Annotated in this window: 24 protein-coding genes and 1 pseudogene; 10 read left to right on the top strand and 15 right to left on the bottom strand. The window is 70.4% G+C overall.

The annotated features are described in order from the left end of the window. Positions 1 to 37 precede the first annotated feature (37 nt). Genes ACWEN0_RS44775 through ACWEN0_RS44765 form a run of 3 tightly spaced genes read right to left on the bottom strand, consistent with a single transcriptional unit; the run spans position 38 to position 3,935 of the window. Positions 38 to 2,428 (bottom strand): phosphoketolase family protein, encoded by a 2,391-nt coding sequence (locus ACWEN0_RS44775; protein WP_451987319.1) that lies wholly within the window; start codon positions 2,426 to 2,428, stop codon positions 38 to 40. Further along, positions 2,425 to 3,330 carry a universal stress protein gene (locus ACWEN0_RS44770; RefSeq protein WP_451987317.1) on the bottom strand — a complete coding sequence of 302 codons (906 nt, stop codon included), beginning with the start codon at positions 3,328 to 3,330 and terminating at the stop codon, positions 2,425 to 2,427. Before ACWEN0_RS44770 ends, ACWEN0_RS44775 begins: the two co-directional genes overlap by 4 nt. Next, a complete protein-coding gene (locus ACWEN0_RS44765; protein WP_451987315.1) occupies positions 3,327 to 3,935 on the bottom strand; it encodes a CBS domain-containing protein in 609 nt (202 codons plus the stop codon). Before ACWEN0_RS44765 ends, ACWEN0_RS44770 begins: the two co-directional genes overlap by 4 nt. Positions 3,936 to 4,161: 226 nt before the next feature. Between ACWEN0_RS44765 and ACWEN0_RS44760 the strand changes: the two genes are divergently transcribed. Further along, positions 4,162 to 5,187 carry an Acg family FMN-binding oxidoreductase gene (locus ACWEN0_RS44760; protein WP_451987313.1) on the top strand — a complete coding sequence of 342 codons (1,026 nt, stop codon included), beginning with the start codon at positions 4,162 to 4,164 and terminating at the stop codon, positions 5,185 to 5,187. 7 nt (positions 5,188 to 5,194) lie between these two features. Here the strand turns inward: ACWEN0_RS44760 and ACWEN0_RS44755 are convergent, their stop codons facing one another. Both ACWEN0_RS44755 and ACWEN0_RS44750 read right to left on the bottom strand, forming a co-directional pair. Further along, positions 5,195 to 5,779 carry a DUF2231 domain-containing protein gene (locus ACWEN0_RS44755; protein ID WP_451987311.1) on the bottom strand — a complete coding sequence of 195 codons (585 nt, stop codon included), beginning with the start codon at positions 5,777 to 5,779 and terminating at the stop codon, positions 5,195 to 5,197. 196 nt (positions 5,780 to 5,975) lie between these two features. Next, positions 5,976 to 6,809, bottom strand: coding sequence for a S1 family peptidase (locus tag ACWEN0_RS44750; protein ID WP_451987309.1), 834 nt, complete (start codon positions 6,807 to 6,809; stop codon positions 5,976 to 5,978). Between the two features lie 319 nt (positions 6,810 to 7,128). Between ACWEN0_RS44750 and ACWEN0_RS44745 the strand changes: the two genes are divergently transcribed. Beyond that, complete coding sequence (locus ACWEN0_RS44745) at positions 7,129 to 7,647, top strand: DUF3558 domain-containing protein (RefSeq protein ID WP_451987307.1); 519 nt, start codon at positions 7,129 to 7,131, stop codon at positions 7,645 to 7,647. A 312-nt stretch (positions 7,648 to 7,959) separates the two neighbouring features. On the opposite strand, the gene ACWEN0_RS44740 is transcribed toward ACWEN0_RS44745, so the two are convergent. The 6 genes from ACWEN0_RS44740 to ACWEN0_RS44715 form a co-directional block, all read right to left on the bottom strand. Then, complete coding sequence (locus tag ACWEN0_RS44740; protein WP_451987305.1) at positions 7,960 to 8,229, bottom strand: hypothetical protein; 270 nt, start codon at positions 8,227 to 8,229, stop codon at positions 7,960 to 7,962. Continuing rightward, entirely contained in the window at positions 8,226 to 8,786 is a 561-nt protein-coding gene (locus ACWEN0_RS44735; protein ID WP_451987303.1) for a Clp protease N-terminal domain-containing protein, read from the bottom strand. Before ACWEN0_RS44735 ends, ACWEN0_RS44740 begins: the two co-directional genes overlap by 4 nt. Next, positions 8,783 to 9,007: a helix-turn-helix domain-containing protein gene (locus ACWEN0_RS44730; RefSeq protein ID WP_451987301.1), complete on the bottom strand. Its 225-nt coding sequence runs from the start codon at positions 9,005 to 9,007 to the stop codon at positions 8,783 to 8,785. Before ACWEN0_RS44730 ends, ACWEN0_RS44735 begins: the two co-directional genes overlap by 4 nt. A gap of 152 nt (positions 9,008 to 9,159) precedes the next feature. After that, complete coding sequence (locus tag ACWEN0_RS44725; RefSeq protein ID WP_451987299.1) at positions 9,160 to 9,321, bottom strand: hypothetical protein; 162 nt, start codon at positions 9,319 to 9,321, stop codon at positions 9,160 to 9,162. 172 nt (positions 9,322 to 9,493) lie between these two features. Then, on the bottom strand, positions 9,494 to 9,859 hold the full coding sequence (locus ACWEN0_RS44720; protein ID WP_451987297.1) for a ribonuclease domain-containing protein: 366 nt from the start codon (positions 9,857 to 9,859) through the stop codon (positions 9,494 to 9,496). A 202-nt stretch (positions 9,860 to 10,061) separates the two neighbouring features. Beyond that, positions 10,062 to 10,892, bottom strand: coding sequence for a COG4705 family protein (locus tag ACWEN0_RS44715; protein WP_451987295.1), 831 nt, complete (start codon positions 10,890 to 10,892; stop codon positions 10,062 to 10,064). 247 nt (positions 10,893 to 11,139) lie between these two features. On the opposite strand from ACWEN0_RS44715, the gene ACWEN0_RS44710 reads away from it, so the two are divergent. Further along, a complete protein-coding gene (locus ACWEN0_RS44710) occupies positions 11,140 to 12,618 on the top strand; it encodes an LCP family protein (RefSeq protein WP_451987293.1) in 1,479 nt (492 codons plus the stop codon). Positions 12,619 to 12,799: 181 nt separating this feature from the next. Continuing rightward, the gene (locus tag ACWEN0_RS44705; protein ID WP_451987291.1) at positions 12,800 to 13,834 is read left to right on the top strand and encodes an alkaline phosphatase family protein; all 1,035 of its coding nucleotides are present in this window, start codon (positions 12,800 to 12,802) and stop codon (positions 13,832 to 13,834) included. A gap of 38 nt (positions 13,835 to 13,872) precedes the next feature. Here ACWEN0_RS44705 and ACWEN0_RS44700 read toward each other — a convergent pair whose 3' ends face one another. Next, positions 13,873 to 14,688, bottom strand: a complete 816-nt coding sequence (locus tag ACWEN0_RS44700) for a hypothetical protein (RefSeq protein ID WP_451987289.1) — start codon at positions 14,686 to 14,688, stop codon at positions 13,873 to 13,875. Positions 14,689 to 15,096: 408 nt separating this feature from the next. Further along, on the bottom strand, positions 15,097 to 15,891 hold the full coding sequence (locus ACWEN0_RS44695; protein ID WP_451987287.1) for a MerR family transcriptional regulator: 795 nt from the start codon (positions 15,889 to 15,891) through the stop codon (positions 15,097 to 15,099). Between the two features lie 78 nt (positions 15,892 to 15,969). Here ACWEN0_RS44695 and ACWEN0_RS44690 point away from each other — a divergent pair. The 3 genes and pseudogenes from ACWEN0_RS44690 to ACWEN0_RS44680 all read left to right on the top strand — a co-directional run. Beyond that, a pseudogene (locus ACWEN0_RS44690) lies at positions 15,970 to 16,632 on the top strand (oxidoreductase); the annotation flags it as partial. Between the two features lie 68 nt (positions 16,633 to 16,700). Further along, positions 16,701 to 16,796: a hypothetical protein gene (locus ACWEN0_RS44685; protein WP_451987361.1), complete on the top strand. Its 96-nt coding sequence runs from the start codon at positions 16,701 to 16,703 to the stop codon at positions 16,794 to 16,796. A 136-nt stretch (positions 16,797 to 16,932) separates the two neighbouring features. Beyond that, positions 16,933 to 17,859: an XRE family transcriptional regulator gene (locus tag ACWEN0_RS44680; RefSeq protein ID WP_451987285.1), complete on the top strand. Its 927-nt coding sequence runs from the start codon at positions 16,933 to 16,935 to the stop codon at positions 17,857 to 17,859. 44 nt (positions 17,860 to 17,903) lie between these two features. Here ACWEN0_RS44680 and ACWEN0_RS44675 read toward each other — a convergent pair whose 3' ends face one another. Continuing rightward, entirely contained in the window at positions 17,904 to 21,209 is a 3,306-nt protein-coding gene (locus ACWEN0_RS44675; protein WP_451987283.1) for a trypsin-like serine protease, read from the bottom strand. 202 nt (positions 21,210 to 21,411) lie between these two features. After that, a complete protein-coding gene (locus tag ACWEN0_RS44670) occupies positions 21,412 to 21,951 on the bottom strand; it encodes a hypothetical protein (protein WP_451987281.1) in 540 nt (179 codons plus the stop codon). A gap of 1,022 nt (positions 21,952 to 22,973) precedes the next feature. On the opposite strand from ACWEN0_RS44670, the gene ACWEN0_RS44665 reads away from it, so the two are divergent. From ACWEN0_RS44665 to ACWEN0_RS44655, 3 genes are all read left to right on the top strand, one after another. Continuing rightward, entirely contained in the window at positions 22,974 to 23,405 is a 432-nt protein-coding gene (locus tag ACWEN0_RS44665) for an Hsp20/alpha crystallin family protein (RefSeq protein ID WP_451987279.1), read from the top strand. A 168-nt stretch (positions 23,406 to 23,573) separates the two neighbouring features. Further along, positions 23,574 to 23,771 (top strand): hypothetical protein, encoded by a 198-nt coding sequence (locus ACWEN0_RS44660; protein WP_451987277.1) that lies wholly within the window; start codon positions 23,574 to 23,576, stop codon positions 23,769 to 23,771. Between the two features lie 110 nt (positions 23,772 to 23,881). Beyond that, positions 23,882 to 24,298, top strand: coding sequence for a hypothetical protein (locus tag ACWEN0_RS44655; protein ID WP_451987275.1), 417 nt, complete (start codon positions 23,882 to 23,884; stop codon positions 24,296 to 24,298). Positions 24,299 to 24,381 lie beyond the last annotated feature (83 nt).

Genomic DNA, 24,381 nt, shown 5'->3' with positions numbered 1-24,381 from the left:
AAGCCTCCGCCCGGCCTGCCGCACCATCAAGACCGGTTCACCGGGAAGAGTCACCGGGGTTACCAGAACCGCTCGAGGGGGAAGTGCCGTCCCAGGTCCAGTGCCGCACCTCCGGCAGGTCCTCGCCGTGGGCGCGGATCCACCGGCGGTGCCGGCCCTGCGCCTCGGTCATCCGCTGCCGCAGGACGCCGGCCGTCGCCACCAGGCCCGGTACCCGGTCGATCACGTCGATCACCAGGTGGAACCGGTCCAGGTGGTTGAGCACCAGCATGTCGAACGGAGTCGTCGTGGTGCCGTGCTCGGTGTAGCCGCGCACGTGGAGGTCGTGGTGCCCGGTGCGGCGGTAGGCCAGCCGGTGGATCAGCCACGGGTAGCCGTGGTAGGCGAAGATCACCGGGCGGTCGGGGGTGAACAGCGCGTCGAACTCGCGGTCCGAGAGCCCGTGCGGGTGCTCGTCGGCCGGCTGCAGGCGCATCAGGTCGACGACGTTCACCACGCGGACCGCGAGCGACGGCAGCTCCCGCCGCAGGATCGAAGCCGCCGCAAGGACTTCCAATGTCGGCGCGTCGCCCGCGCAGGCCAGGACGACGTCCGGTTCGCGGTCGGTCCGCGTGCTCGCCCACTCCCAGATGCTCACGCCCCGGGCGCAGTGCAGCGCGGCCTGCTCCGCGTCGAGCCAGTTCGGCGTTTCGTTCTTCCCCGCCACGACCACGTTCACGTAGTCGCGGCTGCGCAGGCAGTGCGCCGCGACCTCCAGCAGCGTGTTGGTGTCCGGCGGGAAGTAGACGCGCACGACTTCGGAGCTCTTGTTCGCGACGTGGTCGACGAACCCGGGGTCCTGGTGGGAAAAGCCGTTGTGGTCCTGCCGCCAGACGTGCGACGTGAGCAGGTAGTTCAGCGACGCGATCGGCCGCCGCCACGGGATCGCCCGGTGCACGCGGAGCCACTTGATGTGCTGGTTCACCATCGAGTCGACGATGTGCACGAACGCTTCGTAGCAGGAGAAGAGCCCGTGCCGGCCCGACAGCAGGTACCCCTCGAGCCAGCCCTGGCACAGGTGTTCCGAAAGCACCTCCAGCACCCGGCCGTCGCGGGAGAGGTGCTCGTCGGCCGGCTCGACCGCCGCCTGCCACTCCTTCGCCGTGACGTCGTAGACCGCGTCGAGCCGGTTGGACGCCGTCTCGTCCGGGCCGAACAGACGGAAGTTCGCCCGGTCGGCGTTGAGCGCGAAGACGTCCCGCAGGAACCGGCCGAGCACCCGGGTCGGCTCGGCCTGCGTGGCTCCCGGTGAGGTGACCGCGACGGCGTGCGCCGCCACGTCCGGCAGCGAGAGCGGGCGCAGCAGCACGCCCCCGTTGGCGTTCGGGTTGGCGCCCATCCGCCGCTCCCCCGCCGGGATCAGCGCCGTGACGTCGGCGACCGGGCGGCCGGCTTCGTCGAAGAGCTCCTCCGGGCGGTAGGACCGCAGCCAGTCCTCCAGTTGCTTCAGGTGCTCCGGGTTGTTCCGGACGTCCGGGATCGGCACCTGGTGCGACCGCCAGGTGCCCTCGACCGGCAGACCGTCCACAACGGACGGACCGGTCCAGCCCTTGGGGCTGCGCAGCACGATCACCGGCCACACCCCGCGCCGTTGCGCGAGGAGGCCGAGCGCCGTGTCGAGCGCGGCCGCCATGGCCTGGTGCATCGCCGCCGGTTCGTGGCCTTCGACGTGGATCGGCTCGTACCCGTAGCCGCGCAGCAACGCCTCCAGCTCGGCCGGCGGGATGCGGGACAGGACCGTCGGGTTGGCGATCTTGTAGCCGTTGAGGTGCAGGATCGGCAGTACCGCGCCGTCGCGGACCGGGTCGAGGAACTTGTTGGCGTGCCACGACGTCGCGAGCGGGCCGGTTTCGGCCTCGCCGTCGCCGACGACGCACGCGACCACGAGCCCGGGGTTGTCGAAGGCCGCACCGAAGGCGTGCGCGAGCGAGTAGCCCAGCTCGCCGCCTTCGTGGATCGACCCGGGCACCTGCGGCGCCACGTGGCTGGGCACGCCGCCGGGGAAGGAGAACTGCTTGAACAGCTCCGCCATCCCGGCGGCGTCCCGGGTGACCTCGGGCCAGGCGTCGGTGTAGCTGCCTTCGAGCCACGTGTTCGCCAGCAGTGCCGGGCCGCCGTGGCCCGGGCCGGTGACGAGCAGGGCGTTCAGGTCGTGCGTGCGGATCGCGCGGTTCAGGTGGGCGTACACGAAGTTGAGTCCGGGCGAGGTCCCCCAGTGCCCGAGCAGTCTCGGCTTGACGTGCTCGGGGCGCAGCGGTTCGCGCAGCAGCGGGTTGGCCATCAGGTGGATCTGGCCGGCCGCGAGGTAGTTCGCGGCGCGCCAGAGGGCGTCCACCTGGGCGAGTTCGGTGCTGCCGAGCACGGCGGGCCGGGTGCCGAGCGCGGTCACGCCTTCCGCTCCGGGCGGACCACAAGCACCGGGCACTGGGCGTGCTGGACCAGGGCCTGGCTGGTGGAGCCGAGCAGCATCCCGGTGAAGCCGCCCCGGCCGTGGCTGCCCACGACGACGAGCTGGGCCTCGGCGGAGGCGGTCAGCAGTGCGTGCCGCGGCCGGTCGCGCACGATCTCCCGGCGGACCCGGACGTCCGGGTACTTCTCACCCCAGCCGGCGAGCCGCTGGCCGAGCAGCCGCTCTTCCTCTTCCGCCAGCATCGCCGGGTCGACCGGGATGCGGGCCGTGCCCCGGGTGTCTTCGTAGGTGAGGTCGTTCCAGGCGTGCACCGCCACCAGCGGCGCACCGCGCAGCGAAGCCTCTTCGAACGCGACGGCGAGCGCCTGTTCGCTGTTGGGGCTGCCGTCGACGCCGGCGACGACCGGTCCCTGCTCCGGGATCGCGGCGGAGCCGTGGCGGCCGCGGACGACCGCGACGGGACAGTGCGCGTGCCCGGCCACCGACGCGGCGGTCCCGCCGACGAGCATGCCCGTGAAGCCGCCGGAGCCGGTCGCGCCGACGACGAGCATCCGGGCGTGCCGGGACTCGTCGATCAGCCGCGGTACCGGCGGGTCGTTGGGCACCTCGGTGGTGATCGCGAGGTCCTTGTCGACCGACAGCGCGAGCTTGCGCGCGTCGGCGACCGCCCGCTGCCCGTCGGCCAGGATCGCGTCGAACAAGGTCTCCGCGCCGATGCCGGAAAGGCCGCCGCCGTAGTACAACCCGGCGACCTGCAGGCCGTTGACGATCTTCAGCTCCAGGTGGCGCAGGGAGGCGATCTTCGCCGCCCACGCCACGGCCGCGCCGGCGCCGGCCGAGCCGTCCACGCCCACGGTGACCCTCGGGTCGATCGCGGTCATCGTTTCTGCTCCTCACCCGCGTAGGCGGTCTCGGCGGCGACGACGCCCGGCACGGCGAGCGCCAGCAGCTGCGCGACGTGCCGGTCGGTGTCGTCGTCGAACTGGTCGGTGATGTGCACGAACCCGTCCCGGACCTCGACCTTCCAGCGGCCGCTGCCGCCGTAGACCTCGAGCCGGTGCCGGACGTCCCTGGCGATCTCGACGTCTTCCCGGGCGAGCACCCGGACGACGTCGCCGCGGGTGACGATGCCCACGACGGCCGAGCCGTCGACGATCGGCATCGCGCGGATCCGCGCGTCCACCAGCGCCTGGCACAGGTCCGCGACGTCGGTGCCGGTGCTCATGGCGGTGGCGGGGGTGGTCATCAGGTCGCCGACCGCCTTGCCGGCGACGGTCTCGCGGGGTTCGTGGACGTACCGCGGGTCGGCCGGGATGCGGCCGCGGATCAGGTCGGCCTCGGTGACGATGCCGATGAGCCGGTCGTCGTCGTCCACCACGGGCAGTGCGGTGAAACCGTGCGCGGACAGCAGTTCGGCCGCCTCCTTGGCGGACGTCCACGGGTGCACGGTGATCACCGGCGCCGTCATCAGGTCGCGTGCTCGCATCGGGTGTTCCTGCCTTTCGGGTCACCTGTCAACCTAGGAAGCCGGCGTCCGGTGCACCGCCGCCATCGGTCACCGGTCGGGGGGCCGAAGGTCCCCCACGTCGGCCGCCGCCCTCCCCCTGGAAGGGCCCAAGGCCATCGACAAGGTCCTTCGCGCGAAGCCCTTCGGCCCTGGGCCCGGCCGCCGTCCGGCGCAACCATGGGGGTAAGCGATCCGAGGAGGAGCGATGGACCACACGATGCCTGACGCGTACACCGTCAAGGCGGCCGTCGCGCTCGCCGTGCGGGCCCCGTCGGTGCACAACTCCCAGCCGTGGCAGTGGCACTACGGCGGCCGCACGGTCGAGCTGCGCGCCGACCCGCACCGGCGGTTGCGCCACACCGACCCCGACGGCCGCGACCAGCTGGTCAGCTGCGGCTGCGCGCTGCACCACTTCACCGTGGCCGCCGCGGCGATGGGCTGGGCGGCCCACGTCGAGCGGCTGCCCGAACCCGGCGTCCTCGCCCGGATCGAGCTGGTGCCGCACGACACCCAGGACGGCGACATCGCCCTCGCGGCGGCCATTGCGCGCCGCCGCTCGGACCGGCGCCGTTTCGCCGGCCGGCCGCTGCTCGTCCGGGACGAGGTGTTCCTGCAGAAAAGCGCGTCCGACCAGGGTGCGCAGCTGCACGTGGTCACCGACGCGGCACGCCGGTCGGCGCTCACCAGTGCCGCCGTGGAAGCCGCGGGACTGCACCGGGCCGACCCGGACTACGAGGTCGAGCTGGCGGCGTGGAGCGGCCGCGAACACGCCCCGGACGGCGTCCCCGCCCGCAACGCGATCCTGGCCCTCGCCCCTCCGAGGGAACTCCGGATCCGCGCATTCGCCGGCGCGCGGCTGCCCGACGGAACAGGCCTCGACGGCGCGGCCCTCACCGTGCTGGCCACGGCGGGCGACTCGGCCCTCGACCGCCTGCGCGCCGGCGAGGCCGCCAGCGCGGTCCTGCTGACCGCGACCCGCCTGAACCTCGCGACGTGCGTGTACAGCGAGCCGCTGGAGCTGGCCGCCACCCGCGGCCTGGTCCGCGACTGCGTCCTCAGTGGACGCCTCGAGCCCCAGCTCGTGATCCGGGTCGGCTACGCGCCCGAGGACGCGGACCCGCTCCCGGCGACACCCCGCCGCCCGATCGACGAAGTCCTCCGGCCGCGGCCACACCCCTACGGTGCCGGGTTGCCGATCCCGGAGCAGCTGCGGCGCCGGGCCCGCTCGTGAGCGACGGTCAGCCCGGACGGCCGGCACGGGGCGCCGGCGTCTGGCTGAAGTTGCCTTGCCACGACGCCTGCGCGCCGGAGTCGCCGATGCGGTAGATGTCGTAGCAGGCCGCTCCGGCGGCCAGGACGGCGAGGATCGCGAGCACGGTGGTGACCGTCGTCGAGGCGGGCGCGAGGTAGGTCTTGCGGCGCACCGCGGTGGCGGTGCCCCCGCCGGTTCCCGCGAGGTCGTCGTCGCCCCGGGACTCGACGGCGTCGGCCGCGACGACGGTGCTTTCACGCTGACGCCACCACACCACGAGGGCGAGGACGGCGACCGGGATGGCGACGTAGAGCGCCGTGTCCCCGAGTTCGGTGTGGGTGTGCAGCAGCGGGGTGTTCGCGACGCGCCGTTCGAGCCACTCCCCCGCGTCCGTGGTGACCGGGACGAGGACCGTCACGAGCACGGCCAGCAGCGCGTTCGGCCCGGCGAGCTTGCCGCGCGCCTTCGGCCAGAAGCTGCTCACCACCAGGAGCACCGCGCTCAACGGCAGCAGCACGACGATCGCGTGCACGAGCAGGATGTGGGCCGGCAGGCCGTTGATCGTCGTCATGACGTCCTTCGTGGTCGATGTCCGCGACGGTGATCATCTTGGCGGCGCCGGGTGAGCATCCGATGTGACGATGGTGAGAACAGGGTAAGAAGACCAGCCCTGTTCACCGGGGCACCGAGCGGATCGTGTCGCGGCCGCGACACGATCCGGCAGCGAAGGTACGCACGTGCGTGACGAGGAAGTGCGCAGGCTCAGGTCAGGCGAGGCCCACGCCGTAGGCGTTCAGCGCCGCGGTGACCGGCTGGAAGTAGTCGGTGGTGCTGTCGCCGCCGGACACGGTGCCCAGCGCGGTGCTGCCGTCGAACAGAGCGCCGCCGCTGTCGCCGTGGTCGGAATAGACGTTGGTCTCGATCAGGCCGTAGACGACGTCTCCGTTGCCGTAGTTGACCGTCTGGTCGAGCGCGGTGACCGTGCCGCACGTCAGTCCGGTGGTGCGGCCGCTCTTGCAGACCTGCTCCCCGACGTAGGCGTCGCCGGCCTGGGTGATGGGCTGCGTGGTGCCGTCGTAGAGGTCGACCTCACCGGGACCGTCGCCGGAGTCGTTGCGGATCAGGCCGTAGTCGGTGCCAGGGAAGCTGGAATCGACCGAGGGCCCGATCCCCTGCCAGGCCGGGCCGCCCTGGGTGCAGTGTCCCGCGGTGATGATGTACTGCTGGCCGCCGCTGGTGACGTTGAACCCGGCCGAGCAGATGATCTGACCGGTACTGATCTCGTCGCCGTCGTAGACCTGCGTCGTCAGTGGCTTGGTCGTGTGCTTGACGCGGACGGCCGAACCGAGCGAAACGATCGCGGCGCGCAAACTCGCCATCCCGCTGCCGTGCGCGGCGTCGGAGATCGTGACGACGATCTGGTGCGTGGCGGGATCGATACCCCAGGCCGTGTTGGGGACATTGTGGACGCGGTCGAGAACACCTTTCGCGGACGCGAGCGCAGCCGCGCCGGGCGCGGCCGAAGCCGGCGCTCCCAAGGCAAGCACGGAGGCCGCCGCGATTCCGGCGGTGAACATGATTCTGGGCAGGGACGTGTTCATGAGGCACTCCCAGGTGATCCGGAGGGGGACACCTCCAGCGTCGCCCGAGCAGCCCTTCGGTCACCACCTACCTCAGTAGGGAAAGTCGGTGATTTTCCGTCAGGTGACGACCGGGCGAGGCCGTTCTTCGGTCCACAGTGGATCTCGCCATCGCCGGCCCTGCGCTCTCAGCGTTCTGTCAGGCTGGCCCGGCTAAGGTCGAGGCCGGTAGCGGACCGAGAGGAGGACCGGCGTGCACCGGCCACCACGACGGGCTCCTGCGCACTTTGTCGGGGCACCGGCCAAAGAACGCGTCCGAACGGTCACGGTGACCCTCGCGGTGCTGGGTGCGGCTGCGCTGGCGACCGGCTGCTCGACTCCCCCTTCCCCGCCGCCGCTGTCCCCGCCGATCCCCGGCGATCCGCTGGACCTGGGCGCGTACGGACCGAAACCCTGCGATCTCCTGCCCGCGTCCACCCTGGGCCGGTTCTTCGTGACCCGTCCGGGCAGTGTCATCGCGGGCCCGGACGGCCCCATGTGTTCCTGGATGCCTTCGGACACCTCGGGATTGACCTACTACGCCTCGATCGACACCACGGGCGGAGGCCTCGAAGGCGTCTACGCACGGCGGACGCAGTTCTCGGCGTTCGAGCCGACCGTCGTGCACAGCTACCCGGCCGTGCACGTCGAAGACGGCGTCGGTCATTGCCGGATCGAGGTCGGCGTGGCCGCCGGCGTGGTCCTCGACGTCGTCATCGACGCCCGTGACCGCAAGCTCGCCGCCTACGACGACCCGTGCACCGAAGCCGACACCTTCGCCGGCGACGTGATCGGGTACCAGGGCCACCGAACGCCATGACCACGCTCGGGGACACCACAAAGTGTTCCTACGTCGACGTGTCGAACCGACCGCCGCGAGGATGCCGAGAACCCTCACGGCTCTGCGCGTTCGGTGCGTTCGCGGGTTTGCCGCTGCCGCTTCGACCCGGTCGCGGTTCCTTCGAAATCAAGAACGGACTCCACACCAGCAACCCGATGGCGCAGCAGAACAGGGCAGCCGCCACGATCACGACGACGATCATCAGGCCGGCCCTCCCCACTCGGATGTCCCGTGACCGACATTAGGCCAAGCCTGTTGAGTGGACGCTGAGCGAACCGAGCCCCAGGGAGTTCATCGTCGAGGCGCACGCCTCTTTCTCCACAACAACACCGCCGCGGCGAGGGTCACGAGCGGCGCAGCGGCCGCGACGGTCAACGCCATGATCACCGGAAGGCCCGCGGAGGGGGCCGGGCTGCCGGGCGGCACCGGCGGCGGGGTGAACCGCAGGTGCGAGTCCATGTGGTACCACCGCGTCACCTCCAGGTGGATGATCCGCCAGCTCCCCGCCCACAGGACCACGGCCACCCCCAGCACCACCCACAGCAGACGGTGCCTGGTCATCGGCCGCGGAGCATCGCGGTGCGCAGCTGCGGTGGCGAGACGCCCAGCGCGGCCAGGATCGGCGGGACCAGCCCGCCATCCGCGGCGACCACCGCCGCGCCGATGTGGTGCTCGGTGACACACGAGGCTCCAGCATGCCGGGCGTCCTTCGCGGCGGTGTCCAGGCACGACCGGGCCCGGCCGGTGACCGGCAGATGGCCGGGCAGCCGCACGCGCCGCCGGCGCCAGGTCCGCGGCGTCGGCGCGGACACCGGCCCCAGGTTGGCCTCGACGGCGTTCCGCACCGCCTGCAGGTCGATGCCGATGGTGGCGAGCGCCTCGGCGTCCAGCCGGTCGAACACGCTGCGCGGCGAGTTCAGCAGTCGCTCGGTCTGGGCCGCGACGCGATCCGGCGTCACGCCGAGGGCTCGAGCGGCTTCCCCGACCGGCGTGGGCGAGTGCGCGATCGCGTAGAGCAGGTGCTCGCAGCCGAGGAAGGGGTGCCCGAGGGCGCGAGCGCGGTCCTGGGCGGTGCGCACCAGAGCCCGGACGTCCTCGTCGAACTGCGGATTCCTCATGCCTGCCCCCCGCTTCTGCGCCCGTGCTTGCGATGCACGGTCTGCTTCGTGACCCCCAGCCGGGCCGCGATGTCCTGCCAGGACCACCCCGCCCGGCGAGCCCGGTCCACCTGCAGCGCTTCGAGTTCCTCGGTCAGCACCCGCAACGCCGCCACCGCACGCAATCCGACGTCAGGGTCGGTACTCGCCGCGCTTTCGGCGATCTGCATCCGCGTCTCCATGCCGTCAGCATAGGCTGACACCCGGCGGTCGTCAACATATGCTGACGACGGGCATGGCATTCGCCGCCACGTGGACGCCGGAGGCCAGACGTCATGGACACCGGCGTGACGACCGGGACGAGTCGGCCACCGCGAACAGGCCGGTGATCACCTCATCGGCGAGCGCTCAGGGCGCCGCGCTTGACGATCCCGATCACTCCCGTCGCGACGAACAGCACGGCACCCACGATGATCAGCCAGAACAGTCCCTTGATCACCATGCCGAGCACCACCAGAACCGCCCAGACGACCAGCAGACCGATGAGCAACCCCATGACGGCTCCCTTCAACGCCGATTCCGAACGACACGGCGTGTACCCACCGTCGCGAGGCATCACGCTTGGCACGACGGATGCGTTCTCAGCGTCCTCACAGGACACCGCGGAAACGGCTGCCGAAAGGGTTCGTGTCGCCGCCCTCGCGGACGGCGACACGAACGGGAAATCGTTACAGGTGGTAGAAGTCGCTGTAGTGGTCGGGTGAGTACCAGACCTCGCCGGTGTCGAGGTCGACCACGATCCGGTAGGCGTCCCGGTGCGCCCCGCACGTACGCGGGTAGACGTCGTACTCCTGGAACGAGTCCCCACCGGGCAGCTGACCGTCGTTGTTGTAGTAGGTGCCGCCGGCGTAGTTGCACTGCCCGTTCGGCCAGTCGTACCACCCACGACTGCCCGGATAGCCATCGGACTGCCAGATCGAATTCGCCGACCGGGCGGCGGAGCAGCCCGAGATGGTGCAGGAGTCGTAGGTCGAGGCCATCGCCGGCGTGCCGGCCGCCGAGATGCTCAGCGCCGAGGCGACAACACCGGCCATCACACCGACCCTCTTCGCCCACGACCGCTGAGAACGCAACCGATTCCGCACAAGTCCTCCAGGTAAGAGCCACAGATGAGCAAACCTCGATGAGACTGACTTTTCGATCGCTCGCAGGCTAGGAAAATCATCGCCAAATGTGAATGAACTTCAGTAGGAACTCCGGCAAGAGCCACAAATCACCCACGTCAAGTCGCCGAAGCTATCGCGCCTCACCTGCGACCGAGGCAGGTGGAGTCCCCTCGGGATCGGTGCGCCCGGCATCCTTACCCGTGGCCGAGAGATATCCGACGAACGCGACAATCGCCACCAGCAGGGCAAGGCTGACGGGCCCGGTGCCGAGGTCGAGCCCGCCGCGGGCGGCCGACACTCCCATCCAGTCGGCGAACGACGCGCCCAGCGGGCGGGTGACGACATAGGCGAACCAGAACGCGATGACGACGTTCAGCCCCAGTGTCCGGCGTGCCACCATCGGCACCGCGATCAAAACCGCGAAGGCCACCCCCGAGCCGAGGTACCCCAGGTGCAGCGTCGTCGCGGTGAGGTCACCCGCCGCGGTGCCGAGCGCGAAGGTGGTCACGACCGCGAGCCAGTAGAACAGCTCCCTGCGGAATGTGGTGATGCTGTGGATCGCCAACGTCTTCTCGGTCGCATACCAGACCCCGAAAACAGCGGCCAGGGCAACCGCGAAGAACACCGTTGAAACAACGTAAGGAATACCGAAACCGACATGCAGGACATCGGCCGCCATCGTGCCGAAGACGCTGACCAGCACCACAGCCGTCCAATAGAGCCAGGCGACATAGGCCCGGGACCGGAGCTGCGCGATCAGCGCGACCACGAGACCCGCACCGGCGATGCCGACGGCGATCACCGGGTCCACCAGGTGCGCCAGGAAGTCCGATGTGGTCTCGCCCATGCCGGTCGTCAGGACCTTGACGATCCAGAAGTACACCGTCACTTCCGGGACCTTGACGGCCATCCGGCGCGGCGCCGCCGGGGAATCGTCGAGCCGGAGTTGCCCAGTTGCCATGGCGGAATCCTGGCACACGGCCGAACAGTCCGATCCGCAACCCACCCGTTTCCCTATTCGACCGTTTGCCAAGTTTGCCGGATTCTTTCATGCTGGTGCAATTGCTTCTCGGCCGCGGTTTTTGCCGGCCGGAGCCTCTGCGCTAACCCTGCGGTTACCTGGTGCGGGAAACGGCGCGCTCTCACGCCTGCCACACGGGAGCAGGAGGAATCTGGGGCAGTTACTGGTTCTTAAGGAGATCGTTCTCGTGCACGACCGATCAGGCGGTGCGGGCTTGCGCGTCGGCAAGGTCGTGGTGGCGCTCGGCTCCGTCGCGGTGCTGGGGCTGACCGGGCTGAGCTGGTCGCAGTTCAAAACCGGCGTGACCACCGCGGACGTCATCGACCCCGGTCAGGCCGCCGCCGGCCCGGCCGACGAGCAGAACATCCTGCTGGTCGGGCTCGACACCCGCACCGACGCCGAAGGAAACCCGCTCCCGCAGGAACTGCTCGACCAGCTGCACGCGGGCGACGCGAGTGACGGCGGGGACAACACGGACACGATGATCGCGGTCCACATCCCGGCGGGCGGTGCAGGAGCGACCGCGTTCTCGATCCCGCGCGACTCCTACGTCCAGCTGGCCGGCGGGTTCGGCAAGCACAAGATCAACTCCGCGTACACCTACGCGCAGGTCGCCGAGGCGAATTCGCTGCGCGCGCAGGGCGTGGGTGGCGCTCAGCTGAACGTCCGCGCCGCGCAGGCGGGGGCCAAGAACGCGATCAAGACGGTCCAGCAGCTGACCGGGCTGACGTTCACCCATTTCGCGTCGGTCAACCTGGTCGGCTTCTACTCCATCAGCCAGGCGATCGGCGGCGTTCCGGTGTGCCTCAAGCAGGCGACGCGGGACTCCTTCTCCGGTGCGGACTTTCCCGCCGGTCCCCAGACCGTCTCGGGCAAGGAGGCGCTCAGCTTCGTGCGGCAGCGCCACGGGCTGCCCGGCGGTGACCTCGACCGCGTCAAGCGTCAGCAGGTCTTCATGGCGAGCCTGGCCAGGACCGTGCTGTCGGGCGGCACACTGAGCGATCCCACGAAGCTGGCCAACCTGATCGACGCGATCAAGAAGACCGTCACCCTGGACCAGAGCTGGGACGTGCTCGGGTTCGCTCAGCAGATGCGGAACATGAGCTCCGGCCGGATCGAGTTCAAGACCATCCCCGTGGGCAACGTGGCCCTGAAGACCGCCGGCGACGGCGAGGCGGTCGAGGTCAACCCGCAGGCGGTCCAGTCGGCGATCAAGACGGCGATCACCGGCGCCGGCCCGGTCGCGCCCGCGACAGGGCTGCCGCCGTCCCAGGTGAATTCCGGTACGGGGAGCGGGAAGGGCGATCCGGCCGTCACGGTCGACGTCCGCAACGCCAGCGGTACCAACGGACTCGCCGCGGCCGTATCGCAGAGCATCACCGGGCTGGGTTTCAAAGCGGGCAGCGTGGCCAATGGCGCCACGCGGCGCACCTCGGTCGTCGACTACGCGCCCGGCGAGCAGGCGGCCGCCCGGCAGGTGGCCGCCCACCTCGGGAACGGCGTCGGGATCGCCGCCGATCCCAGCCTCGCCCGCGGCCACGTCCGGGTGGTGCTCGGCACCGACTACCACGCTGCCGCGGGCACCTCGGGCACGCCATCCGCCGGCCAGACCACCCCGCCGGGCGATGCGTCGATCACCGCCGACAGCGTGACCTGCGTCAACTGAACAAGCGCCGCTCAGCGTCCTCTCAACAAGCGACGCCACACTGTTCATCGGACACAGGAAGGTGGCGCATGCCCAGCGCAGTCGACCACGTCGTGATCATGGTGCAGGAGAACCACACCACCGACAACTACTTCCGGTCGATGGCCGCATACGGGGCCAACGTGGCGACGGGGTGGCCGGTGTGGCCAATCCCCCGGCGTCCGACCAGCCGCACGACCGGCATGCGTACTACCGCTGGCTGACCAAGGCGAGCACCGGCGACCACGTGCAGTTCGACACGACGACCGCACTGCCCTTCTACGCCTGGCTTGCCGCGACCGGGGCCTTCCTGGAAAACCACTGCTCGGGCTTCGGCACCAACTCCACACCCAACCACCTGCTGATCGTCGGCGGCCAGTCCCCCACCCTGCGCAACCCGCCCCGGTCGGCCCCGCAACCGGTCTGGGACATGCCATCCCTGCCCGGGCACGCCCAGGACCACGGCGTCGAATGGCGCGCGTACACGGGCTCCAGCGGATATCCCCTGCAGTTCTACCAGCAGCTGTCCGGTTCTCCCCGGATCGTTCGGTCCGCACAGTTCGTCACCGACGCCGGAAAACGCGCCCTGCCGGCGTTGTCGATGATGTGGCACGACTCGCCCCTGGACGAACATCCCCCCGCCGACGTGAGCCAGGGGATGACCGCGATCTGGCAGGCGGTGGACGCCGTCGTGCAGGCCGGCCTCTGGAAACGCACGGTATTCCTGCTCACCTGGGACGACTGGGGTGGCTACGACGACCACGTCGCCACCCCCGACGTCGAACACACACCCGACAACGTGCAACTGGCCTACGGCCCCCGGGTGCCCCTGCTGATGTTCGGCGGCCGGGTCAAGAACCGCATCGACTCCCGCTGGTGCTCCCACGTCAGCATCCCGAAAACCGCACTGCACCTGCTCGGCCTGCCACCGCTGGGTGTTCCCCGCCTCGACTCCGACGCCGGACTGGCCGACCTCGTCGACCTGAGCACCGCGGCGACGATCAGCCCCGCGCCACCCCGGCCCGGCACCACCGTCACCCCACCCCCACCACCCCGTCCCGCACCGAAACCGGCTCCCGTCCCGCCTCCGCCACCCGGCGGATCACAACCGGTCACGCCGGTGATCCTCCGCAACGGCAAGACACTCCCGCCACCCGACGACGTCCCCCTGAAGCCGGGCCACGGGCGCAGCCGATAGCGACAGGGGCTGACCGCGGTCGTGGCGGGATGGCTCACCTACGCTTCGGACGCCCGGAGCTGGTCCGGCGCCCCGGCGAGGCGGCGCTGAAGATCCAGGACGGCCCTGGCCCTGGCGAACTCCGCCGGAGTGAACGGCAGCAGCGACCGGGTCACCACCACTGCACCGTCGGCGTCGGCCAGCCGCATCACCGTTCCGTCGATGCCTTCACCGGCCCGCTTCCCACGGCGCCCCAAGGGTTTCCGCGCGACGTCGCAATCGCCCAGAACCGCCGGCAGCAGCCGGCCGAGATCCACTTCCCGCGCAGCCGCCATCGTGAGCACGCGGGTCAGCAGGTCGACGAACTCGTGCGCGTCCGCGGGGATGACCCGCACGTCCCGGCCGCCACCGAGTTCGATGACCGTGGCGATGTCCGCCGCGGTCGCGTCGGCCGGCGTACGGACCAGGAACTCGTCCACCACGCCGTCCGGTACCGCGAGCACCTGCAGCGAGACGATGTCGTAGCGGTGCGCCGCCAGCGCGGCCGTCACGCCGGCCAGGCTTCCCGGCACGTCGCGCACCGTGGCACGCACCCGCCACGCCGCCCCGGTCCGCGCCGGGTGTTCACCCGTGCTGCCGCGCGCCGGATCCGGGTGCGGCCGGTGCGTCCACCACCTGCGCCACGCGGCCGTGGCGATCAAGAGCCCGCCAAGACCGAACAGCACGACGGGGCCCACGCGGTTGTGCGACAACGTGCTGACGAACAGATCGGCCACCCCGGTGGCGATGAACAGGGCCGCGAGCTCGACCAGCTCACGACTCATCGAGGTCCTCGCTCGCTGGACGGCCTTCGGCTGCGCCTCGGCATCGGTCATGCGGCCAGCATCCGCGCCGTCTCTTACGCCGCTCCTGCCGATCTGTCACGATCCAGTTAACCCGGACGTACGGATCGCACGCCCAGTTTGCGCGCGGCGTCCAGCGGCCAGTTCGGGTTGTACAGCAGCTCCCTCCGAGCGCGACCAGGTCCGCCCGCCCGTGCTCGTAGCCGGTTTCCAAGCCCGGGTACGGCAGCCCGGTGATCCCTCCGGAGCTGCAGTCGATGACGTCCCGGGCTGCTCTGCAGTGGCACGGGACCTGTGGCCAACCGTTCGTGCCGTGCTGACCTCCGAGGTTGCCTGGGGCGTTCAAAGCGCCGAGTCCTCGCGACAGCCGGACTGTGGCTGCCCCACCCGACGCTGCCGGACGTCTGCGCCGTTCCCGGAGCTAGCTCCGAACTGACCGCTTCAGGTCACGCGAAAGACCGGCCAACCGATCTCGGTGCGCCATGCGGCGGGATCGCTCGAGTCACGAGGACCGGCGACGTAGACCTCCCGCATCGGCCCGGCCACCGACATCGCGTTCTCCACCACCCAGGTCCCGAGTTCGCCGTAGGTGACCTCGACGCCGTCGTGGTCGCCGATGTGGGTGGTGACGGCCAGTTCGGCGGCCGGAAGGACCGCGGGGTGCACGCGTCCGGTGCGAGGTGGCGCCGCGGTCGGCAGGTAGACGAGCGCGTGACCACGTTCCTGTTCGAAAAGGGCGTTGTCGTAGCAGCCGCCCGGCGGTCCGGTCACGGAGTCGCCGACGGCCGCCTCCAACTCGGCCATCGCGCCGGCGAACCAGGCCGCGACGTCGCCGTGCCCGACCACGGCCTCCACCGCCGCGACCGTCCGGGCGGGCTCCGCACGCAGCTCGACGTCGATCGGGGCGGGGTCGGGCCGGAGCAGGCGCCGCAGCGACACGACCGCGGCCCGGGTGCGGTCGAGCACGTCCTCCAGGCGTTGCAGGTGGTCCGCGACCAGAGCCGCCCGGACACCGGGATCGGGGGTCCGCAGGATCCGCTGCACGTCGTTCAAGGGGACGTCGAGTTCGCGGAGCCGGTGGATGACCTGCGCGGTCGGGATCTGGTCGAGCCCGTAGTAGCGGTACCCGGTGGTCTCGTCCACCACGGCGGGCTCCAGCAAGGCCGCCTCGTGGTACCGGCGCAGCGTCCGCACGCTCAAGTGGGTCAACCGCGAAAACTCCCCGATGCTCAGCACCCCTCCATCCTGGACTCTCCCCCGGGGAGAGAGTCCACGGCTTGACCCTCCTGCGCCGCGAGATCACACGATGGGCGCATGACCGAACCCACGCGGTACCGATCTTCAGAGGAGAGTGAAATGTCCAGTTCGGATCGTGATCGTCTCGACGGTCGCCGGGCGCTGGTCACGGGCGGTTCGAAGGGCTCGGGCAAAGCCGTTGCGGAGAGGCTGCGAGAGCTGGGTGCCGACGTGTACGTGACCGCGCGAACGATGCCCGAGGGGTACGAGCACCCCGACCGGTTCATCGAGGCGGACGTGACGACGATCGCAGGCACCGACGCGGTGGCCACTCGGATCGCCGAGGCCGGCGCACTCGACATCCTGGTGCACGTCGTCGGAGGTGCGTCGACGCCGGCCGGCGGCTTCGCGGTCATCACCGACGACCAGTGGCTCACCGAGCTGAACCTCAACTTCCTGGGGGCGGTGCGGCTCGATCGGGCTCTTCTCCCGGCGATGATCGAGTCCGGGGCGGGCGTGGTGCTGCACTTCACCTCGATCCAGCGTGAACTGCCCCATTACGACGCGTCTCTGGCTTACGCGGCAGCGAAAGCGGCTCTGCGCACGTACAGCAAAGGACTCGCCAACGAGCTCGCGCCGCGCGGCGTACGGGTCAACGCGATCAGCCCCGGCGGGATCGAGACCGAAGCCTACGAAAGGTTCGTGGACCGGATCGCCGAAGGCAACGGGCTCACCCGTGATGCAGCCAAGCAGACCATCTACGACTCCCTCGGCGGAGTACCGCTGGACGGTTCGCGAACACCGAGGAAATCGCGGACCTGGCCGGGTTCCTGGTCTCGGACCGCGCCTCGGCGATCGTGGGCGCCGAGTACGTGATCGACGGCGGGACTGTTCCGACCGTTTGAGGCAGGAACCGTTTCCGGGCGATCCTCGGTGGCGGAACCGCTGCCCCGACGAACTCCACTGTGGACCCGACGTACGGGTGGTTGCCTGCGCCCCGACCGGCGGCGATAGTGGTACGACGCCGTCCCGAGGAGGCCCGTGCCCGCCGATCGCCTGCCCGCCGCGCTCCCCGGCGACCGGGAGTTGCGCAGGTTGCTGCGCCACGGCACCTTCGCCCAGGTCCTCGACCACTGCCTGAACGTCAACGGGCTGAGCCTCAAACGCCTGCAGGACCACCTCGCCGTCCGCGGCGCGCGGGTCAGCCGGGCGGCCCTGAGCTACTGGCGCACCGGGCGCAACCGGCCGGAACGCGACGAGTCGCTGCGGGCGGTCCGGGCGCTGGAAGACCTGTTCGGGCTCCCCGAGTCCGCCCTGGTGTCCCTGCTCGGGCCGCCCCGGCCGCGCGGCCGGGCCGCGGAACCGGGATCGGTGGACCGCAGGCGGATGTGGCCCGGCCACGACCCGCTGCTGGTCGCGCTGGCCGCACCGGCCGACGACCGGCTGCGCTACCTCACCGTGCACGAGCACGTCCTGGTCGGCGCCGACCGGCGGCTCGCGGAGGTCCGCATCCGGATGGTCGTGGAAGCACAGCGCGAGCACGTGGACCGCTTCCTCGTCTACCAGTGGGTCGAGGAGTCGGACCTGCCGGAGCTCGTCGAGCCGCGGTGCTGCCGCCCCGGCCGGATCCGCCGTGACCGCGAAACCGGGGCCACGGTCTGCGAACTCGTGCTGGACCAGCGGCTGGCGGTGGGAGAACGGGCGGTCGTCGACTTCACCTGGCGCTTTCCCCCCGGCCCGGAACTCACCTCCTACCACCGGCGGTTCACCCGCCCGGCCCGGGAGCTGGTGCTCCAGGTCGGGTTCGCCGGGACCGCGCCCGCGCACTGCGTGCCCTACCGGCAGCGCACCCCCGCCACGGCGCCCCGGCAGGGCCGGCCGCTGTGGATCGGCCCCTCCAACACCGCGCACCTGGTGCTCGAGGACGTCCAGCCCGGGATCGCCGGGCTGAGCTGGGAATGGGACTGACCGGTGGCCCCACCGGGAGCCACCGGCCCGTCCCTCCCCCAGGATCAGTAGACGTACCAGGAGAACTGGTCACGTCCGGCGGTCCCGGCGGTGTCGGTCGCGGTCACCGCTACCTGGAACAGCTGGTTGACGTTGCCCGCCGTCCCGCTGATCACCCCGGTGGTGGCGTTGATCGACAGGCCGGGCGGGAGCCCGGTCGCCGACCAGCGGTAGCTGCCGGTACCACCGCTCGCCGACAGCGGCAGGGTGACCTGCTGCCTGTGCTGGGTGAACTGGAACCCGGGATCCTGCACGGTCACCGGTCCGCCGCCGCCCTTGGTCACGGTCAGCGTGTACGTGGTGTCGTGACCGGCGGTCGCGTTCTTGCCGGTGACAGTCACCTTGTAGGTGCCCGCCGGGGTCGACGCGCTGGTGGCGATGGTCAGCTTCGAGGAACCGCCCGCGGTGACCGAGGCCGGGTCGAACGTCGCCGTCGCACCGGCGGGCAGCCCGGTCGCCGACAGCGCGATGTCACCGCCACCCGGCGGCGGGGTGCCGCCGATCTGCGCGTTGGCCCAGTCGCCCATCGAGCCCCACAGCTTCCCGTGCGCGTTGTAGGACGCGCAGTCGGTGCGCAGCCAGGAGAACACCCCGTAGATCTTGCCGTTGTAGTAGTACGGCCCGCCCGAATCACCCTGGCACAGGCCCTTGCTGCCGTTGCCGTACCCGTCGCAGAACATGTAGTCCGGGTTGAAGATCGACGAGTCGATGGTCCGGCAGTTCTGCCCGTCGACGGTGGGTAGCACCACCTCGCGCAGCTTGGTGTTCTTGTTCGCGTCGTCGGCGTCGGTCTTGCCGTACCCGATCGCGGTGCCCTGGGTGCCCAGCGGCAGCGTGTCCGAGGACGACGCGATCGCCGGGTAGGTCATGCCGGCGGGCACCGGGATGTCGGTCTTGGTGAAGATGATCGCCACGTCGTTTCCGTTGCGGAAGCCCTCGTCGCTCTGCGGGGTGTAGTCCGGGTGGATCCGGTACTCCGCGATTTCGATCCGGGTGCCCTGGCTGGTGTCGGCCAGGTCGTCACGCCCGTAGATCAGGTACTTCGGGTCCCCTTGGGCGAACTTGCAGTGCGCCGCGATGAGCACCGCCCGCTTGGCGACCACGCTGCCGGTGCAGGACTGCTCCTGCGGGCGGACGCCGCCGGTGCGGTGCTGCGAAATGATGAACGGGTACTTGGCGACCGTGGTCGGCTGGCCGCCGATCACGCTCGGGCTCGCGCCCTGGCCGGTGCTCGCCGCCGCCGTGGAGACGGTGGCCGTGACGGGCTGGCCGGCCGCCACCGACCCGGAGCTCGGGTTGACGCTGATGGAGAAGTCGCCCGTTCCGGAGCCGTTGACCGTCAGCGACACCGTCGCGGTGTGGGTGGCGTCGGAGCCCTTGCCGGTCACCGTGACGGTGGCTTGGCCCGGTGCGGCCGACGACGACGCGGTCAGGGTGAGCGTGGCGGACTGGCCCGCGGTCACCGAGGCCGGGTCGAACGTCGCGGTCACGCCGGCGGGCAGGCCGCCGGCCGACAGCGCCACGGTCTGGGCGCTGCCCTTGGTGACCGTGGTGGCGATGGTCGAGGTCACGGACTTGCCCGGGTCGACGCTGACCGACGCCGGGTTCGCCGCCACCGAGAAGTCGTTCGCCGCGGGCGGGGTGGCGCCGCCGATCAGCGAGTCGGCCAGGGTGTCGCCCTGCATGGACCCCCAGCCGGTGCACAGGTCGTAGCCGGTGCCCGCCGAGTAGGTGCCGTTGGTGCCGGTGGTGACGTCGTGGAAGTTCGACGAGTAGGCACTGCCCTTGGCGATCGAGTACAGCGTCGGGTTGATACCGCCGAGGTTGGTCTTGCCACCCGCTTTGGCCTTCTGGTTGACCATGGCGACGTAGCCGGCCCACAGGGGCGAGGACAGGCTGGTGCCGCCGACGTCCTGCCAGCCGCCGTTCATGTAAACCGACAGCGCGCCGGCCCCGTAGTCGGCGTCCAGCGCGACGTCGGGCACCGAGCGGTGGGCGTTGCTCCCGGTCTGCCAGTCCGGCCGGTCGTAGAGCGCCGAGTAGCCGCCGCCGGAGCGCGTGTTGCCGGTGCCGCCCTGGTTCCAGCAGGACTCCGACGTGTAGGTGCCCGCGCTGTCGGCGGTGCGCAGCTGGGTGCCGCCGACCCCGGTGAACAGCGGGTCCGACGGCGGGTAGTCGGCCTGGACGGTCGAGTTGTCGCCGTTGTAGCCGCAGCCCGTCGCGCCCCAGTCGCCGGACGCCGACAGCATCGTCACACCCTGGGCGGCGAGCTGGGTGTAGGAGTCGTGCGACGCCGGGATCGGGTCGGCTTCACACTTTTCGCCGAGCAGCCAGGAACCCGACAGCACGGTGATCGCGTTGTCGGAGGCGATCTTCGCCATCTGGTCCACCCACGCGCTGTCGGTGTTGGGCGCCTCGTAGACCACCTGCGCGGCCCCGGGTGCGGTCGCCGCGACGGCCTCGATGTCGAGAGTCACCTCGAGCTGGTTGCTGCCGGGACTCGACACGCCGCCGTCGACCGGAACCACCCGCGGGGTCACCGACGGCTGGCCGAAGTAGTTCGTCCAGGCGTTGATGTCGGACTGCTTGAACGCGTCGAACTCGATGAGCCCGACGGTCTGCCCGGCTCCGGTGTAGGCCGCGGAGAGGTTCTTCATGCTGTAGGCGGTGCGGAACTGGGCGGGCGTGTAGCCGCCGGCCGGTCCGCCGGGACCGCCCGGCGCGGACGCGCGGTGCGCGACCTCACGGTTGGTGAGGCCGGTTACGCCCCGCACGACGGTGGCGACGTCGGCCGTCACCTTCGGTGCGCTGTCGTTGGCGTAGAAGTGCTTCCCGTCGGGGCCGGTGTAGCTGCTCAGCGGGGTGTCGAACGCCTTCGCCACGACGTCCGCCGGCGCGGAGGCGTCGACGACCTGGCGGTTGCCGGACACCGCGTCGACGTGGAGTCCTCGCCCGCGCAGGAAGTTCGCCACTTTGTCCACATCGGACTGACGCGGCGCGAACAGCTCGTTGTACTCGGCGGAGGTCAGGAAGTGCCGGTAGGCGGGAGAGCGCGGATCGTTCACCGCGGCCACGAACCGGTCGAGACCGGCCTGGTCGTGGGGCCGCAACGCCACCGCGACGTGCAAGGGCGGGGCGTCCGACAGCGTGCCGTCGCGGTGCGCGCCGGCCGGTACCGGAGCACCGCCGGAAGCGAGCGGGACCAGCGTCGGCGGCGGACCACCGGTGGCGCCGGCGGCCACCGAGGCGGCGGCCGTGACGAGACACGCCGCGAGCGCGACGGCTCGGAAAGCGGACAGGGTTTTTGACACCGTTCCTCCACTTCGCGGGGACTGGGATCGGCCGACTCGAAAGCGCGCGATCGCCGGTGCCGGAAGACGCTAATCGCCTCGCGGCCCCTTGGTACGCGGGAAGTGAACGTTCAGAGTTTTTCACCGACACCCGGGCGGCCGGGCGGTTTCCGCAGTTCAGAGGCTCGTTACGCGCCAATGGTCCACACCCGCGGCGCGGGCGTCAGGGAACTCGGGCGGCAGATCGACGTCCCTCGACGCCGGACTGGAACCACTCGACACGCGGGCATCTCCGCGCGGCGGAGTTCTTGCCGCTCACGTCCTGCAGGAATACGAACAACGCGTGCGGGCCTGCTTGTTCGGTGCGGACCAGGTTGATGAGTGTCGGACACTGGTAGACCAGGCTCGTCGTGCGACCGGTGTAAAAATCCCACTTCAAGTCCGGGTTGATCTTCCGGAGGACCTCGCCCGTCAACCAGAACAGATCGAACGTGATCGCGGTCCAGTACGGCCGCGGCAGTTTCGGGTTCCCCGGATCCGGTTCGACTTCCGCCTTGATCCACTCCAGGACTGTCCGGACGCCGTCCTCGTCGCACGTCAACTCGATACCGTTGTATTCGAGGAGCCCGAACAGCTCCTTGATGCGGTCGTCCTTCATCCGCAGCATGTCGTCATAACATTCGCGCGCCTTCTCGCGCTCCATGTCCCAGAGCGGCCCGGCGTGTACTGGGATATACGGAAACCAGTGACCGAGTTCCATCACGGTCTGAGCCTACGTCTCGCCAGGCCCTCCGTGCGGCCGATCGCCCCGGTGGCCGGGCTGCGGAAGAAGTGCCATTCGACTCTTACGGCTCGGACCGGCTCGAACAGGGTGCGGATGCGCGCGGCGAACCGGAGTTGGCGGCGGCTGTAGGGCGGGTGCCCACCCTCGGAGCGTTGCCGGAAGGCCAAGGGTGGCCCAGCTCCTCCAGATTATCTTCAGCGCGCTTGACACAATCTACAGCCAGCGCTATAAGAAAAATATCGGTCAGGAACCTGGTGACAGTGACCCTGGGAGTGATCGAGATGGACGGCACGAGCGTTCCCCACCCCGCGGGAACAGAGCGCGGGAGACTGCCCGAAACCGAGCAGCGCGGCTTCGCCGACCTGGTCTGTGCCGAGCCGGCGTGGGTGCGTGCGGAGTTCGACGCGATCATCGCCGCCAACTTCGGCACCGGCGCCGAGCACCCCGAGGTTCCCCCGCGCCGAACACCTCGTCCCGCGCGGGATCGCCGCGCTCGCCCCGGTGGTGCGGGCCGCCGGCTCGGTCCGCCACCCTGGGCGCGACGAGGGGATCTCGCGCGGACGGCCCGCCGAGTCGGGGCGCGGGAGCGGTCCCCTCCGCCGCCCGGTCGCGGTGCCACGTCAGGCAATCCAGCGAACACACCGGAGAAAGGCGAGTGGCCGGCAAGGAGGTGATGACAGGAGGGCACGGCGACGAGCGGTCTTGAGTCTGCTGTGGACGGTCAGCCTGACGTGCTCGCCGGCAGCCACCCGCGAGGAGCGCCGGCCCGGCGTCTCGTGACGCGATCCAGGCGACACGTCCCGGCAGGGCTCGCCCGTTGTGTGCCCTCCAGCAGGAGTTGCGCCTTCCCTTCCTCGACAGTTCAGTCCGATCCGCCCGCCACAGCCCGCGCTGCGGCGGGCATCGGACTGTCAGGCCAAACCTCACTCAGCCTCGTCAAGGAGAAGAGGCGGGTCGGACCGCCGATCTCGAACCCGGATGGTGTGGAAGGAGACTGTGCCATGGTGATGCGTACCGACCCGTCCCGTGAGCTCGACCGGCTGACCCAGCAGCTCTTCGGCGCCAACGGGACGCTGACCCGCCCGGCGGCGATGCCGATGGACGCCTACCGCGCCGGGGACGAGTACGTGGTGGCCTTCGACCTGCCGGGCGTGCACCCGGACTCGATCGGCCTGGACGTCGAGCAGGACGTGCTGACCGTCAAGGCCGAGCGTTCAGGCCCGGCTGAGGACGGCGCCGAGTACCAGGTCGCCGAGCTCCCCCGCGGGGTGTTCAGCCGGCAGCTGTTCCTCGGCGACGCCCTGGACTCCGAGCACATCCAGGCCAGCTACGAGGCCGGTGTGCTGACGCTGCGGATCCCGGTCGCCCAGCGGGCCAAGCCCCGCAAGATCGCCATCAGCGCCGGCGGTGACAGCAAGCAGATCAACCCCTGACCAAGGCCGGCGGCGCCAGCCACCGGTGCGCTGCCCGGCGGTGCTGGGGCTGCCACGCCGGCCGAGGCTCGACGCCTGCTCGCCGACGCGTCACTGCCCGGCGCAGGCGACGTGACCGCTGTTATCACCGAAACCCACGCGGTCACCACCACCGAAGGGACGATCGTGATGAACCTGGACAAGCCATGGAACGACGTGGCCGATCAACTGCGCCCCGCCCAGCCCGACGCCGAACTCCCGGACGACGAGTTCGACCTCGTTGTGGAGCCCGTCACCAAGCCGATCGCGGTGCTCGAGGCCAACCCCGCTGACGTGGCCGACCAGCGCCGCGACGTGCCACTGCCCGACGACCAACAATGGCCCTGACCACGGGCAAGTTCCAGTGATGAGCCCTGAGGGATCGAAGCTAAAACAGATCCACGATGCCTCGGCGCCCACCGCCGGGGCCAGGATTCGCGCATGATCAGGACATCGCGTTGATCGACCGCGCGGGAAAGCTCAACCGGGCCAGCTGGGATGAGCGTGCCACGCTTCACGGTAACGACGACACCTTCTACGACGCTGCTGGCGTCGTAGCAGGCGCCAACTCGCTGTCATCCCTCGAACTCGGCCTTGTCGGCGACGCTGACAGCATCAGCTGGGCCCGCCGCGGAGCACGAGTCACCGGGGTTGACTTCTCCCCTGCTGCGGTGGACAAAGCCTCGATCAGGGCAGCCGCCAAAGCGTCTGGCTCCAGCACTTCTCGAGCTCGCAGAGTGATGGCGTCCTCGGCCGTTCGAAGGACGCTGATCCTGCCAACGGTGGCGGCCTCCGGCACGGAGGATCGACCGAACTGCGCTGAACGCGCGGTTGTGGCCTCGATGATGGTCAGCCGCGGCCAGCGGTCACGATGAAGTCGGTCTGTGGGATGCGGCGACGGGTGGCGTAGCTTCCTGGACCACGGACTCGAGCGCTGCGTGCCTGCGCGCGTCGGCAG

Source organism: Amycolatopsis sp. NPDC004378 (assembly GCF_053602455.1).
The sequence above is the reverse complement of the archived record's forward strand: the minus strand, read 5'-3'. Positions and strand labels throughout refer to the sequence as shown.